Source organism: Geobacter sp. AOG1, assembly GCF_019972315.1.
In the GTDB taxonomy this organism is placed as follows: Bacteria; Desulfobacterota; Desulfuromonadia; order Geobacterales; family Geobacteraceae; genus Geomobilimonas.
In genome coordinates, this window is sequence record NZ_BLIZ01000001.1 from 2,807,308 (window position 1) to 2,823,005 (window position 15,698).

Here is a 15,698-nt window from a genome sequence, read left to right on the forward strand (position 1 = left end):
AAATCAGACCTCAAGTTTTTTTATAATTCTGGCGGGATTACCAATAACAAGAACATTAGGTGGTACATCTTTGGTAACAACAGACCCAGCGCCAACCATGGAGTTTTCTCCAATGGTTATGCCTGGTAATATTGTTGCGTTTGCTCCAATAGTTGCACCATTTTTTATAAATGTCTGTAACAAGGTAAAGTCTTGTTTACTGCGAGGAAACAAGTCATTCGTGAACGTAGCATTTGGTCCAATGAAAACATCATCCTCAATGCGCAACCCATCCCATATCTGCACACCACACTTGATGGTAACGCGATCGCCAATCACAACATCATTTTCAATTAAACAATGTGAACATATATTGCAGTCTTCACCGATCACTGCATTCTCTAAAACAACAACGTATTGCCATATTTTTGTGCCGGCACCGATTTTGTTGCTTTGAACTTCAGATAGCTCATGGATGAATGTCGACATTATTCCAACTCCTTGATTTATTGTAGCTAGAGTCTATTTACTTGGTCTTTGGCGCGTCAATTTCAACCACTTCGACTGGTAACAACAACTCTTTTTCATTTCGTGCCAGATAGGGTGGAACGGTCATAAGCAATTTTAGTCCTGCACATTGCTCAAATTTCCACAATCTGCCGGATTCTTCTCGAAGTACCGGCACTTTGAAGTAACCAGGATTTTTATCAAAAACATATACCTGCTTCCCGTGCCCATCCAGCAGAACACCTGGTCCAGACGTGTAGCCGCCAACTTCCTTCGTTCCCTTGGGAACATAAAAGTAAAGGCTCCAGCGCAACGCAAATTCTTCCGGACTATCGCGACTGGATTGTACGGTCATCGGCAGGCCATCCGGCCATTGAACACCAGTACCGGCCGAAGCATCCTGAACTTCCAAGCGGTGAGCCCCCGTAAAAGCAGTCTTTAACAGTATATTGTGGGGCTGTTTGTCCGGAGCGACACTCGCCTTCGCCACCGCCTCCCCTTTCGTCTCCGCCGAGGGGTAGAGGCTGAGCTTCGCATCCCCAAAATTACCGTAAATATAACCGGCGGTCACGGTGAAGGCCAAAGAAACCGGAGCCTTGTCAACCCAGGTGTGGTAGACTCGCGTCCCGCGACTGAAACTGCCCATGGTGCCGGTCGGCACCGGCGGCAGCTTCAGGGGGGTTGCGGGAACCAGATCGGTACTGTAAGAGACCGGCTTAAAGTCAAGTAATTGCCGCGTCACCATGCCGTTCTTCATCAGGTTCTCGATTTGCGTGCGCGAAAACGGTTCATTGTTGATCCAGATGTTCTTCTCTTCCGGGACGGTGTAGCCGGCCTCTTTGGGCAGGACGACGGTTTTGTCCCGATCAGGCAGATCACGTACAAGTCCAGCCGTATGCACCATCATGGTCTTCCTGATTCGATAGGCATGGCGGATCAGCCGTTCGAACGCCTGCTGCTTCCCCACACCAGCCGCATTTGCGTAATCGGACCAGAGCTCCACATAGCGGGTATAGAGCACCAGGTCGTCAAGCCGCGCGAGGATTGCCGGGTCATTGGTCAGCTTCCGCGCCTGTGCAAGTTGGCGGTACATCCGCCCGAGCAGATCGTCTGATAACAGGGGCTTGTTGCTGCCGTCGATCAACCCGTAGAACTCTGCCATAGGCACACGGGCCGGGCCGAAGGACTTGTCGAGGAAGTCAGCCTTCAACTCCTCAATCCGTCCCGCTTCCCGGACATCCCAGAGCATCCGGGCTGCGAGGTAGTAGCCAAGGCCGTTGCAGCCCCAGTTGTCGCTGGATTCAGCTGAAAGGAATCGAGCCCCTTTTTCGTAATAATGAGGGATAGTGGTCGTGAGGTAGCTAAGATTCGCCCCCCGCGCGCGGCCCGGCAGATCACGATCCCAGACGTTCACGCTGTAGTACTCGCGCATGCCAATGGTTGCCCCTTGCTTCTGCCAACCGGCAAGGAGTTGGTCCACCGTATACCCTCCCTTCAGGAAGGCTGTCGCGACCGAGATGACCACCCGTGGGTGGACGCGAATCGTGGGCGGAGGGGAATGCTGATTATAGGCGTACATCCCGACGAATCTACCGGGGTACTTAGCCTCCACCGCGGTCGCAACCTCGTTGGCCAGCATGACGGCACGGTCGCTGATGCTGCCGAGTTTTTTGCAGTCGTCGCACTCGCACCAGCCCCCCCCGTCGCTCGGTTCGACCGACACGCTCTGCAGGTCAGGATTGGCAACGAACTGGGCCAGAGCATCCTGGACGACCAGACGACGCAAGCCGGGGTTGGAGATGCAGAATTTTGAGGAACTCCTTTTGCCGTTGACGAGTCCCAGATATTCCGGATGCATGTCGAACGCGGCCTTGTTTCGCTTGATGATGCCTTCGTAAGCATGACCGCTGTTGATGGCAATGCCGTTTACGGCGCGGTTGCGCTCGCACCATTGTGCGTACGCATCTGTTGACCATGGACCTGCGCCAAAACCATACCAGATGCGACGCGCGTAATACGCAGGATGCTCCGTTACATCAACGGCAGCGGATAATGCACGCACCCGGGGGATCACTTCCCAAACCGGGCCGGGGAAAAACTGGCGATAGCCAATTCGGTAGAGCAGGTCCCATACAGCATCCTCTACCGCCAGCTCACTTGCGCCGATGACGTGGATTCCCTTTGCATGAGAGCGGAGTAGATAATCTTCCTGCCTGGTCGGGTCATGGATGTCGCCCAGTCCACCGGACGGGACTTTGGGAAACTGGCCGGGGAGGCCGACAGCTATGCCGGACGTCCCGTCACCTGCGACCACCTCGAAGTGAGCGCCACTAATTTTACCCAGGTAATCCGCCAGCTGCTGTGCGGCACGCTGCACCCGGTCGGAAGCGTCCCACGAGATAACCACGGGCATAAGGGCTTTGCCGTCTGCCGCAAGACGAGTTGGGATAGTGCTCTTTTGTGGCGCAGCATGGAGCGTAGCAGACCAGAAAGATGCCAGTCCTGCCACAACAAGGAGTATAAGAAACAAACGTCGCATTATACGCGTCCCTTGCGGTGTGCTGAAGTTTTGCTGACTACCTAGCATTTATATACCATCCCAGCGCCTCATCCAACCCACGCCCAATCGTATGCGTCGGCGCATACCCAAGCAACCTTCCTGCCTTCCCTATATCCGCCTGGGAATGCAACACATCCCCAGCCCTAAAATCCCGGAAGACCGGCTGGCACTCTTTCAGAGCAGGGCGCCTCTCCGCAAGCCCGTCGCGCAGCAGGTTAAAAAGTTCGACCAGACTGGTGCGCGCATTAACCGCCACATTGTACACCTGGTTGACCGCCTCGGCGTTATCGACGGTCGCCGCAAGCAGATTGGCCTGCACCGCGTTCTGCACAAAACAGAAATCCCGACTGGTCTCTCCCGTCCCATTGATGTACACCGGTTCACCACGCAGAAGCGAAGCGATCCACTTGGGAATCACCGCCGCATAGGCGCCATCCGGATCCTGCCTCGGGCCGAAGACGTTAAAATAGCGCAGACCAATCGACTCCATACCGTAACAGCGCGCAAACACATCGGCATACAGTTCGTTGACATACTTGGTAACAGCATACGGCGAAAGCGGTCGACCGATAGTATCCTCAACCTTGGGCAGGCCGGGATGATCGCCATACGTAGAACTGCTCGCCGCATAAACAAACCGCTTGATCCCTGCATCCTTGGCAGCGACCAGCATATTCAGAAAGCCGGTCACGTTGCTAGCATTGGAGGTAATCGGATCATCGATAGATCGCGGCACCGAACCAAGCGCCGCCTGGTGAAGAACATAGTCAACACCAGAACAGGCTTCTCGGCAGGTCGCAAGGTCGCGGATATCCCCTTCGATGAAGCGGAATCGAGCCCACTGTTCTTTGCTCACGAGAGACGCAACTTCGTCCAGGTTACGCCGCTTCCCGGTAACAAAATTATCCAGTCCGACAACAGCCTGATCCAGCTTAAGCAACTGCTCCAGCAGATTCGACCCGATGAACCCGGCACAGCCTGTGACAAGCCAGGTTTTGGGGTTGCTCTTCAATTCCTGTTTCAATACTTCGTAAACAGATGACATCTGTAAATTCCCACCTTAAGAATCTATTTTAACCGCCGATAAATACGGATGTACGCCGAGTAAGGCAAATCTTTTTGCGTTAAACAAGCACCTTTTGTTTTGTTGTTTCCGTCTTTATCTGCGTGTATCTGAGTCCATCGGCGGTTTTCAGGTTTAATACTCAAGAACTATTCTCTTTATCTCAAGGCTGGGTGTACCGAAGTTGATCAACAAGCAAACGGAATTCCCGGTCGCTTTGAGATAATTTAAGCATTGGGCGCGATGAATATTATCAAGAGTCTTGACTGCTTTGAGTTCAACGAGAACCTGCTCTTCAACAAGAATGTCGGCGACATAATCACCTATTTCAATACCGTCATAGTGGACCTTGATGGAATGTTGCTGAGACACATGCAACCCAGTTTTTTTAATTTCATGCGCCAGAGCATTTTCATACACTTTTTCGAGAAAACCGCTTCCAAGTGACGAAATCACTGCATACGCACAACCGATAATTTTCTCGGTAATTTGATCAAGTCTTTCCCGGCGGCACTCTTCGTTCATTTGCGTTCCATTCATTTTAATCGTTAACCGCCGATAAAGGCGGATGTACGCCGAGTAAGACAAAAACTTTTTTGGGGTAAACCAACAATCTTCATCTTTTGCTTCTTCCGCTTTTATCTGCGTGTATCTGCGTCCATCGGCGGTTCCATGTTTTTTGTCTATTTCTTTATAACCGCCAGAGGCGGATGCCGGCGTCGGTTATTGCCTGCTGATCGTAAATGCATTTCACATCGGTCAGCACCGGTTTTTCACCCATAAGCCCCTTGAGGTGTTCCACGGAGAACGCGCAGTATTCCTTGTGCGCAACCGCCACAACCAGTGCTGCGGCAGGTTTCAAATCCTGAAGTTTCGTGAGCTTGACGCCGTATTCATGCTCTGCCTCAGCGGAGTCAGCCAGGGAATCATGGACTTGGACGTTGATGCCATAATCCTGCAGTTCACGGATGATGTCGATCACCTTGGAGTTACGCAGGTCGGGGCAGTCTTCCTTGAAGGTGAGTCCCAGGACGGTGACGGTTGCGCCATGGATGGCGTGTCCGGCAAGGATCATCTCCTTGACCGTACGCTGGGCAATGAAACTTCCCATGCCGTCGTTGATCCTCCGGCCAGCCAGAATGACCTGGGGGATGTAGCCGATCTTCTCCGCCTTGTGGGTCAGGTAGTAGGGATCGACGCCGATGCAGTGCCCCCCCACGAGTCCCGGCGTGAATTTCAGGAAGTTCCACTTGGTGCCGGCGGCTGCCAGTACGTCATTCGTATCGATGCCCATCCGGTCGAAGATGAGGGCCAGTTCGTTCATCAAGGCAATGTTCAGGTCCCGCTGCGTGTTCTCGATCACCTTGGCCGCCTCGGCCACCTTGATGGAGGAGGCGCGGTGCACACCGGCAGTGACCACCGATTCATAGACCTTGGCCACGATCTCCAATGTCTCCGCATTCTGGCCAGACACCACCTTCCTGATCTTTGTGAAGGTATGCTCCCTGTCGCCGGGGTTGATCCGTTCCGGCGAGTAGCCGACGGTAAAATCCCGGCCGCAGGCAAGCCCGGACACCCTTTCCAGAATTGGCACGCACTCGTCCTCGGTCACACCGGGATAGACCGTCGATTCGTAGACGACGATGTCCCCTTTCTTCAAAGCCTTCCCGACAGTCTCGGAGGCCCGCAGCATGGGAGTCAGGTCAGGCTGGTTGGCTTCGGTTACCGGAGTCGGAACAGCAACGATATGAAAATCCGCCAGTGCCAGTTCGTCGGTCCGGTCGGTAAAGAGAATGTTAGCTACGGCCAGGTCGTCAGGGGCCACCTCGCCGGTCCGGTCATGCCCCGCCTTCAATTCGGAGATGCGAGAAGCATTGATGTCGAAGCCGACGGTCCGGCGAACCTTGCCGAAAGCCACGGCAACGGGAAGACCGACGTAACCCAGACCGATGACGGAGATAGTGCGGTTATGTGCCAATGTATAAACTCCTTTAAAATCAGGGACACGGGACTGGCAAAACCTCGAACCCGGAACCTTGGGTCCTGTGGGTCCTCAGGGCGAGGGGGTAAACCAGCACCTTCTTCCATCCACCTCTTACTCCCTCATCCGCCCTTCGGGCACCTTCTCCCCAAGGAGAAGGTATTGAATCTTACCCTCTCCTTTAGGCGCTGTGGGTCTTCAGGGTGAGGGTTACTGTCGGCTCAGGGGGGAATGCCGGACTAAGGGAAAAGTTCTCCGTGCAACCTTTCTAACACGCAATCCAGATCGTGCAGCACCTCATGATTCCAGAATCTCAGTACCTTGATCCCCGCTCCTACCAGAATCCTCGTCCGCTCCTCGTCATACGCCTTCTGTTCCTCATCCCCATGGCCGCCGCCGTCCAGTTCGACCGCCAGATGGGCATCATGACAGTAGAAATCCAGAATATACCCGCCACACGGATGCTGGCGACGAAACTTCACGCCGCAGAAACGACGGTCGCGCAACAGATGCCAGAGGAGCTGTTCGGCATCGGTCAGTTGCCCACGCAGCGAACGGGCATTGGCGAGGATGTGCGGCGGGATCGGCATGTCTCTTCTCTTATCCCCTCACCCCTGCCCCTCTCCCCTAGGGCGAGGGGATAAAAGTCTTACCCTCTCTCTAGGGGAGAGGGTGGTGCAAAGCACCGGGTGAGGGGGTAAACCAGCACATTCTTCTATCCACCTCTCACTCCCTCATCCGCCCTTCGGGCACCTTCTCCCCAAGGAGAAGGTATTGAATCTTACCATCTCCTTTAGGCGCTGTGGGTCCTCAGGGCGAGGGGGCACCTTGAACCAAGATTTCCCTTAACCCTTCTACATTATGCCCATCGCTCCCGAAGCAGCTATAGAGCCCCATCTCCCGCATCCGCCCGGCACTGGCCCGTGCCCGGTCACCGTAGTAACCGGCGAAGCTCCCCAGGTTGCCCTGGAACTGGCAGTCGAGGTCAATCAAATAGTCCAGAAGACTATTGGATTGACCGTTCAACGTTCTATGTTCAACGTTCAACGTTTGTGAGTCAAGCAAGTCGCCGTCTTGAAACCTTGAACCTTGAACCTTGAACCACTCCCACACCCCCTGTTTGGTGGGGAGAGGGAGTGCAAAGAGCTTGCAGCGCTCGGGGTGGGCGATGAGGGGGATATATCCCTTCTGGCGGATGCGGTACAGGGTTTCTTTGACCAGCTCCACCGGCGCGTGGTGGGGGATCTCCACGAGGATGAATTGTGTATCACCCAGCGGCAGGGGATCCTGCAGATAGTGGGGGAGGAATTCGTCCAGGTAGTATTCCCGCCCCGCGTGAAGTTTCAGCTCGATCCCCTCCCGGTCCAGCGCCGTCTGCAACTCCCCTACCCCGCTCCGCACCGCCTCGTTTCCCGCGTCGTAGACCCCCTTGATCAGGTGGGGGGTGCAATGCACCGTCTCATATCCCGCATCCCGCAGCAACCGCGCCATCTCTATCGATTCGGCCATGGTGGAGGGACCGTCATCGAGTGATGGCAACAGATGGCAATGCCAATCTGTTGCTGAGTTTTGAGTTTTGAGTTTTGAGTTTTGAGTTGTCAAACTTACTCTATCGCCAAAGAATGGTTTAGCTTCACGATTACTCATGATTTAAAACCTTAAAGCTTTGTTGCCTTCATCATAAGAAATCTTGAGGTAATCATGTGCTAAGAATGGCTTAAAATCATTTTGCTTCACGATTACTCATGATTTATAAACACAAATAATTAGAGTTTAAGAGCCTGATTTTACGTACTTCCTCTTTATCTCTACACTCTTACCAAAATTAATTAACAGTCCCAGTTCTATACCAGTTGCTTTTAGATAATTCTTGACCTGCAATTCATGGACATCAGTCAATTTTTCTAGAGCCTTTAACTCCAAAATTACTGAATCTTCGACAAGAAGATCGGCGAAATATTCCCCAACGACATTACCTTTGTATTTGACAGCGATTGGTTTTTGAGCTTCGACCTTCAGTCCACGATTTTTTAACTCTTCAAAGAATGCGTTCTCATAGACTTTTTCAAGAAAACCACTTCCAAGAACCGAATGGACTTCAAAGGCACAGTTGATAATTTGCTCGGTTAATAGATCTGACGATAGAGCCTTCATGTTGCCTTTCTCCAAAAAACCTCACCCTTAATTTGCTTCTCGATTACTCATGATTTTAAAACCTTGAAGTATTTTTGCCTTAATCACGAAAAATCTTGGGGTAATCATGCCTTAAACCTATTTTTGCTTCTCGATTACTCATGATTCTAAACCTTAAAGATTTGTTGCCTTCATCATGAGAAATCTTGAGGTAATCATGAGGCTAAAAACTCCAAAAAACCTCACCCTTAATTGCTTCTCGATTACTCATGATTCCAAACCTTAAAGATTTGTTGCCTTCATCATGAGAAATCTTGAGGTAATCATGAGGCTAAAAATAATGGTTTCGTTTCTTTCCCTTCGAACTAGAAAAACCGCCTCCACCAAGGCTTCGCCTTGGCAGGCGCTTTTTCGTCATCCCCATAATACCCATACCCGTAACCATATCCGTATTTGTAGCCGTAGTAGCCGCCGTAGGCCATGCCGCGGCCGGTTTTGTCGTTGATGACGAGTCCGGCTACGGGGGCCTGGACGGCGCCGAGGAGTTCGCGCATGCGGATGGCAGCCTTGGCGGGGATGCGGCCGGTTTCCAGAACCACCAGGACCATGTCGGCCAGGGTGGTGAGGACCGGCGCGTCGGTGACGGCGAGGACCGGGGGGGCGTCGATGACGATCTGGTCGTACTCTTCCCGGAGTGCGTCGAGCAGGTCGCGCATGGCAACGGAGCCGAGGAGCTCGGAGGGGTTGGGGGGGGTGGTGCCGGCGGCAAGCAGGTGGAGGTTGGGGATCTCGGTGGTGTGGACGGCGGCGGCGAAGGGGGTGTCCTTCGCCAGGACCTCGGAGAGCCCCGGAATCTTCTCGACCCGCAGCTTGTCGTGGAGGGAGGAGCGGCGCATGTCGCAGTCGATGAGAAGGACCCGGGTACCGGTCTGGGCGATGGTTATGGCCAGGTTGGCGGAGACGGTGGATTTCCCCTCACCGGGGAAGGAGCTGGTAATGACGAGCACCCGCTTGTCCCGGTTGATGGCGGAGAAGTGGATGCCGGTCCGGAGGCTGCGAAACGCCTCGGCCACGGACGACCGCGGGTCGGTATGGCTGACGATGGCCTCGGTGCCGGTGCTCTCAGCATCGACCTTGCCGATGTGGGGGATGGTCCCCAGGTGGGCGAATCCGAGGATCCGCTTCGCCTCTTCGGCCTCCTTGATGGTGTCGTCCAGATACTCCTGAAAGAAGGCGAGGCCGACCCCGAGCATGCAGCCGACCAGGAGGCCGAGGAGGAGGTTTTTCTTCTTCTGGGGCTTGATGGGGAGGTCGGGGGCGATGGCCGGGTCGACGATGTTGATGTTGCTGATGGTGGAGGCCTTGGCGATGCGGGCCTCCTCATGCTTCTGGAGGAGGAAGGTGTAGATGTCGGCGTTCACCTTGGCAAGCCGCATGTAGCGGGCCAGGTCGCGCTCGGCGGCCGGGAGCTGGCGCAGGGTCCCCTCGTAACCGGCCAGCCGCCTGGTGACGTCCGACTCCTGCCGGGTCAGGTTCTTCAGGCCGGTCTCGTAGGTGGCCTGGATCTTCCGCAGCAGCTCGTCGATCTGCCCCTGGACGGTCTTGACGGCAGGGTGGTCCTTCGTGTAATCCTCCAGGAGCGCCCGCTTCTGCACCTCCAGTTCGGCCAGCCGGGAGGCCATCCCTGCCACCAGGGGGTCGTCCTTCAAGACCGCCGGCGAATAGGTCCTCCCCCGGGACATGCTCTCCTTGAGGGAGGCCAGGGCGAACTCCAGCTGCTTTTTCTGGATGCTGATCCCCGCCCGCTCCTTTTCCACGTCGGAGAACTTGTTGATGAGGGCCTGCGCCTCGGTGTCCAGCTGCACTACCCCGGCCGAGCTCTTGTACTGCTGGAGGTCCGACTCTGCCTTCCCCAGTTCGTCCTTGATCCCGGTCAGCTGTTCTTCGACGAAGTTGACGGTACGGCTCGCCTCTTCGGTCTTGAAGGCGATGCTCTGATCCAGGTAGGACTGGACCAGGGTATTGACGATGTCCCGGGCAAGAGCGGGGTCGGTGTTGCTGTAGGCGATCCGGATGATGTTGGTCTTCTTCCCCACCTCCGTCGCCTTGATGCCGCTCCGCAGGCCGGCGACCGTTCCGTTGAAGTTGAGCTGGCTCAGCTGGAAGCTGTCCCCCTCTTTCCCCTTGACCTGGACCAGGAGGGTCAGCCTCGGTGACTGGAAGAGCACGCCGCTTTTGCCGCTGCCGACGGCCTTGCCGTCGGCGTCCTTGACCGTGTAACTGTCGGGGCCGGTGAGGGTGACGGTGCAGGAGGGGCGCTTCGCCGTTGTAGCGAACTCAAGGACCTTGTGGGAAAGCTCGGGAGCGGCATCTTCCACCCGCCAGTCCAGGTGGAGTCTTCGTACCACCTGTTCGGCGATGGTGCGGGATTTGAGGATCTCGATCTCCGCGTCGATGGGGTTGTTGCTGGCCAGGAGGGAGAGCTCACCCAGCACGCCGCTCTTCGCCTTGTCGTCCTTGACATAGAGGGTGGCGGTCGCCTCGTAGATGGGGCGCATGGCGAAGGTATAGAGGGCGACGCCGATAAACACCGCGCAGAAAGCGACGAGGAAGGTTCGCCGCCGGCGCATGATGACGTTGATGTAATCGGAAAGGTGGACTTCCTGGGGCTGGTTGGGCTGGGGGGCCGGGGGTTGGACTATGGGGTTCATAAAATTCCAGTTCAATGTTCAAGGTTCAATATTCTAGGTTATTTTTCAACGTTCAAGGTTCAAAGTTCAAGGTTATTTTATTCTTTCAGAATTCCTAAGGTAGCGGATGAAACCGTTCAGGAGGTTGCTCAGTCTGGTGGATTGTTCCTGGATAGCATTGCATTGTTCGCTGTCCAGGTAGCCAATATCCTGAGCTGCATAAGTGAGGCTTCGCACTTCGGAAACTGAACCACGGGAAATGATCAGAAATTGGATAAACTCCTTGTTGCTGCCCCTGTCAAAACCTTCTGCGATATTTGCCATTGTCGAAACTGCAGCACGCTGAATCTGGTCCCTGAAACCATAATCCCTGCATTCGGCAAACCGGGTGTATACATTCTTAACCAGAAGACGTGCTTCCTTCCAGGCTTCTATATCCTCGAAACGCTCAATTCTCATATCTCAACCCAATGTATTCAACCTTGAACGTTGAACCTGACACGCTTTGCGCGTCAGCGTCAGTGTTGCGACAAAAACTTGACCTGGACGAATGGTTGCAGGATAGCGCTGATGGCCTGCAGTGACGGGAGGATCTCGTTGATGGCGTCGTTCCAGTTCCCCAGGGCGCTCTTGGGGACGTAGACGATGTCCCCTTCCTGGAGCTGGATCGGGAGAGCATCCCCCCGGAGCACCTGGTCGAAATCCACCACCAGCAGTTCACCCCGGGTGGTGGAGAGGGAGCGGATGATCCGGACGTGGCGGAAGTCGTAGCCGATCTCCCGCAGCTCGGCACTGGCGATGGCCTGGGCCAGGTTGAGCCCCGAGGTGGGCATGGGGACCGGGCCCGGCTTCTTGACCGCGCCGAAGATGAAGACCTGCTGGGTCTTGTTGTCGGGGATGTAGATCGTATCCCCCGCCTTGAGCCAGACGTTCTGCCCCGTCTCCCCCCGGGTGAGGAGGTCGTAGACGTCCACCGGCACGATCTTGCGATCGCGGGTCAACCGGGCACCCCGCAGGTTGGCGGCGGCGTCGAAACCGCTGCCGAGGGCGACCCCCTGGACCAGCGTGAGGGGGCGATCCATGTAGTAGGTACCGGCGGCCCGGAACTGGCCGAGGAGGTAGAGGGGCTGGCTCTTGTACTCGGCCACCTCCACCACCACCCACGGGTCATTGAGGTATTTGCGCAGTGCCTCCTGGATATGGGCCTGGGCCTGGGAGAGGGTAAGCCCGGCCACCTGCACCGGACCGACCAGCGGGAGGCTGACCCGGCCGTTGCCGTCCACCCGGCTCCCCTGGACCTTACTGCTTGAGTTGCCGGACGTGACGATGAATTCGGGCTTGCCGCTGATATTGATGAACAGGACGTCGTTGGCGCCGATGACGTAGTCGGTGGAGGGTGGCGGATCGGCCGGCACGGTCGGCACCGCCACGCTCTCCCGCTCCACCACGGCGGCGGAGGCATCGGCTGACTGGTCAACGATGGACTTATGGGTACCGGCGGGAAGGTCGGAGTAGGTGGCGCAGCCGCTTACGAACAGGCAGCAGGCAAGGAGTGACATAACATAAAATGAACGCATCATAATGAGTCCCCAAGGGAAAAGTAGTGGCTTTTTCTACCATAATTACTCTGTAATGTCAAGTATTTATGAAAGATAATTTACTCTAATCTTGTGTTGCCTGGTTGATACGGATATGTAACTGCGTGGCGGGTACGTGTTCGAGGACACACCGGAAACGCGGGGTGCTCCATTTTCGTTAGAAAACCGGCTCACCCTGGAAAAGTGCCCGGTTTCTTAGTGCCGGCTGCTCGGGAGTCTTCGTGGGCCTTAATGGATTGACATAGTGGGGGGGATGTCGCACCGCCAGTGGAGTTTGTTCATCTGAAAGGGGAATTCTGCGGCGTTAAGGGGGCGGCTGAAAAAATATCCCTGCATTTCAGAACAGTCGAGCGAATCGAGGAGCCGTGCCTGCCCTTCGTCCTCGACCCCTTCGGCAATCACGTTCAGCCTGAGGCTCTGTGCCAGGGTAATCACCGCCGTGGCAATCGCCGCGTCGTCCGGGTTGATGGTGATGTCGTTCACGAAGGATTGGTCGATCTTGAGGGTATTTATCGGGAGTTTCTTGATGTAGGAGAGGGATGAGTAACCGGTACCGAAATCGTCGATGGAAATGTGCACACCCAGGTCGCTCAGGCGACGAAGCGTCGTGATGGTGTTCTCCATATTCTGAAGCATGATCCCCTCGGTCACTTCAAGTTCGAGCCAGCAGGGGGCAAGATTCGTCTCGGCGAGGACCTTTTCCACCATGTCGGCCAGGCGGAGGATCTGGAACTGCCGCGGTGAAAAATTGACCGCCACGCGCATGGAGGGGTAGTTTGCATCCTGCCAGGCCCGGTTCTGGGCACATGCGGTCCGCAGTACCCATTCGCCGAGCTGAACGATCAATCCCGTTTCTTCCGCCAGGGGGATGAACTGTTTCGGCTCGACCAGCCCCAATTCCGGGTTCCGCCAACGGATCAGCGCCTCGAAACTGACCACCCGCCCCGTTTTGACGTTTACCTTGGGCTGATAGTTGAGGAAAAATTCCTGTCTCTCCATCGCCTTGCGGAGGTTTGTTTCCATGGCAAGCCGCTTGGAGGTCTGGGCGTTCATGGACAGGTTGTAGAGGTGGTACTGGTTTCTGCCGTGTTCCTTGGCACGGTACATGGCCATATCGGCATTGCTGATGAGGGCATCTGCATCGTCACCATCGCCGGGAAAGATGCTGATGCCGATGCACGTGCTTATGAACAGCTCGTGTTCGTGGAGAACGAAGGCTCGGGAGAAGGCGTCGATGATCTTCTGGGCAACCTTGGCCGCTTCCTGAGCGGTATCGAGCTCTGGCAGGAGGACGATGAACTCGTCGCCTCCCCGGCGGGCGACTATGTCCCCGTGACGCCGGCAGCACTCCTTCAGACGCTGGGCCACTGCCTGCAGCAGCTGGTCGCCGACGCCGTGGCCGAGGGTGTCATTGATGACCTTGAACCGGTCGAGGTCGAGGAAGAGCACCGCAAGGAGCCGGTTGTTGCCGTGGCGCTGGGCCTGGGAGAGCGCCAGGTGGAGAAGCTCATTGAAAAGCTCCCGGTTGGGGAGGCCCGTCAGGGTATCATGGTAGGCAATATGCCGGATATAGTGTTGCTGCAGACGGAGTTGTTTCTCCAGTCCTATGCCGACGAGGCACTGCTCGATTGCGGAGACGAGCTTCTCCATCTTGACCGGTTTCAGCACATAGTGACGGATGCCAATGTCGATGGCTTCGATAATGCTGTCGGTGTTGCTGGTTGCCGTCAGGACGATGATCCGGGCGCCATTGTCGAGCGCCTTGATCTCCCGGGACATGCTGATGCCGTCCATGTCAGGCATGGTGATGTCGGTCAAAACTATCTCGGGATGATGGATCGTGAAGAGTTCAAGCCCCTTACGACCGTTCTCCGCCAGGTAGATGGCAAGCTGGGGGAACATCCGGCGTAAAACGAGGGTGGTCGCCTCCCGCGTCGATTCGTCATCCTCTACGTAGAGGAGAGTCGCCACTTTATGTTCTTCGGAAAGGATTGGCATCGTTGCCTTCCACGCGATCAGTCGACGGGAATTGCCTATAACCCGGCATGAAATCTGGTCAAAAACCCCTCTATATAGTATCACCATAGCCGCCATTCTCAATTGAACGAACGCGCGGTGGTTCCATCGTTTTACCGGTGTTCAGATTGATGTCTATCTGCAATAAATGCACTGAATACAAAAATAACTATTGACACGTTATTACAAGTAGTTAGACAGGCTGCCTATCTGCTGTGCAAAATGCAAAAGCACTCGTTGTAACATTGCATTTTTGCAACTTATCCACAGCTAGGGAGGTTTTATCCACATGGCTTGTGGATACACGTTTCACCATCAACTATCCTCATGATGCCGTGTTTACTTTTGAGGCAGGTGCCCTTCTGGCGGGGTGGCAGTAATCACCCTCTCCCTGAAGGTGAACCGGGCCCGACAGAGCGACAAGGGCCAATGCCTTCTTTACAAACGCCGGGAATCCCGGTAGAATCCGTTCTCATGAAGAATATTCTGCTTGTCAGCCCATCAGAGAGCTTTCGGGAAAGAAATGCCCACCTCCTCATCAGGTCCGATTTCCAGATAACCGCTGTTGCATCCGGTACAGAAGCTCTCCACCATCACCAGAATAATCCTGTCGACATTGTTATCAGCGAACTACAACTTGACGACATGGGTGGCGATGAGCTCTGTACCCTCCTTCGGCAGTCACCCGGTCGGGGTGATTTCTCCTTTATCATGGTCTGTCGTGACATCCCTGCTGACATAGAACGCGTCGAAAAAAGCACGGCAAACTATTGTATTACCAAGCCTGTCCGACCGGTGCAGCTGCTTAAGGCTGTTGGTGACTTCGCTTCTGCCAAGATGCTCAGGGAGAAGCGCGTCCCCCTGCGTGTACGGGTAAAAACCATCCGGGACGGGGTCGGATTCTACGGCGTCTCCCATGATGTCAGTGTCACCGGTATTCTGCTTGAAACCGAAGAGAAGATCGAGCTCCGCGAGCAGATCACCTGCTACTTTTCACTCCCGGATTTTGGCTCGATTGAGACAAGGGGCGAGGTGATGCGCTACGAAAGAACGATGGATGGCGGATATAAATACGGGGTCCAGTTCACCGGCTTGACGCGGGGGGATCACCATAAGATAGACCAGTACGTCGCCAGTACCGCTCATGATGAAAGTCGTGCCTGATTATGCA

General features: G+C 55.1%; 13 protein-coding genes. 1 reads left to right on the forward strand and 12 read right to left on the reverse strand.

Going from position 1 to position 15,698, the window contains the following annotated elements:
* Nucleotides 1–3: 3 nt before the first annotated feature.
* From LDN04_RS12760 to LDN04_RS12815, 12 genes are all read right to left on the reverse strand, one after another.
* Nucleotides 4–468, reverse strand: coding sequence for an acyltransferase (locus LDN04_RS12760; RefSeq protein WP_223911149.1), 465 nt, complete (start codon nt 466–468; stop codon nt 4–6).
* A 37-nt stretch (nt 469–505) separates the two neighbouring features.
* Entirely contained in the window at nt 506–2,899 is a 2,394-nt protein-coding gene (locus LDN04_RS12765) for a DUF4838 domain-containing protein (protein ID WP_223911151.1), read from the reverse strand.
* A gap of 163 nt (nt 2,900–3,062) precedes the next feature.
* Nucleotides 3,063–4,091, reverse strand: coding sequence for an SDR family oxidoreductase (locus LDN04_RS12770; RefSeq protein ID WP_223911154.1), 1,029 nt, complete (start codon nt 4,089–4,091; stop codon nt 3,063–3,065).
* 153 nt (nt 4,092–4,244) lie between these two features.
* Complete coding sequence (locus LDN04_RS12775) at nt 4,245–4,634, reverse strand: GxxExxY protein (RefSeq protein ID WP_223911157.1); 390 nt, start codon at nt 4,632–4,634, stop codon at nt 4,245–4,247.
* Nucleotides 4,635–4,800: 166 nt separating this feature from the next.
* A complete protein-coding gene (locus tag LDN04_RS12780; protein WP_223911160.1) occupies nt 4,801–6,087 on the reverse strand; it encodes a nucleotide sugar dehydrogenase in 1,287 nt (428 codons plus the stop codon).
* Nucleotides 6,088–6,329: 242 nt separating this feature from the next.
* Nucleotides 6,330–6,680: an endonuclease domain-containing protein gene (locus tag LDN04_RS12785; protein WP_223911163.1), complete on the reverse strand. Its 351-nt coding sequence runs from the start codon at nt 6,678–6,680 to the stop codon at nt 6,330–6,332.
* A gap of 220 nt (nt 6,681–6,900) precedes the next feature.
* On the reverse strand, nt 6,901–7,737 hold the full coding sequence (locus LDN04_RS12790; RefSeq protein WP_223911166.1) for a tyrosine-protein phosphatase: 837 nt from the start codon (nt 7,735–7,737) through the stop codon (nt 6,901–6,903).
* A 126-nt stretch (nt 7,738–7,863) separates the two neighbouring features.
* The gene (locus LDN04_RS12795) at nt 7,864–8,244 is read right to left on the reverse strand and encodes a GxxExxY protein (protein ID WP_223911169.1); all 381 of its coding nucleotides are present in this window, start codon (nt 8,242–8,244) and stop codon (nt 7,864–7,866) included.
* Between the two features lie 344 nt (nt 8,245–8,588).
* Complete coding sequence (locus LDN04_RS12800) at nt 8,589–10,934, reverse strand: polysaccharide biosynthesis tyrosine autokinase (RefSeq protein ID WP_223911173.1); 2,346 nt, start codon at nt 10,932–10,934, stop codon at nt 8,589–8,591.
* Between the two features lie 72 nt (nt 10,935–11,006).
* Nucleotides 11,007–11,372: a four helix bundle protein gene (locus LDN04_RS12805; protein WP_223911175.1), complete on the reverse strand. Its 366-nt coding sequence runs from the start codon at nt 11,370–11,372 to the stop codon at nt 11,007–11,009.
* A gap of 59 nt (nt 11,373–11,431) precedes the next feature.
* Nucleotides 11,432–12,493, reverse strand: coding sequence for a polysaccharide biosynthesis/export family protein (locus LDN04_RS12810; protein WP_223911177.1), 1,062 nt, complete (start codon nt 12,491–12,493; stop codon nt 11,432–11,434).
* Between the two features lie 246 nt (nt 12,494–12,739).
* Nucleotides 12,740–14,509, reverse strand: a complete 1,770-nt coding sequence (locus LDN04_RS12815) for an EAL domain-containing protein (RefSeq protein WP_223911179.1) — start codon at nt 14,507–14,509, stop codon at nt 12,740–12,742.
* Between the two features lie 492 nt (nt 14,510–15,001).
* Between LDN04_RS12815 and LDN04_RS12820 the strand changes: the two genes are divergently transcribed.
* Entirely contained in the window at nt 15,002–15,691 is a 690-nt protein-coding gene (locus tag LDN04_RS12820) for a PilZ domain-containing protein (RefSeq protein ID WP_223911186.1), read from the forward strand.
* The last annotated feature ends 7 nt before the right edge of the window (nt 15,692–15,698 follow it).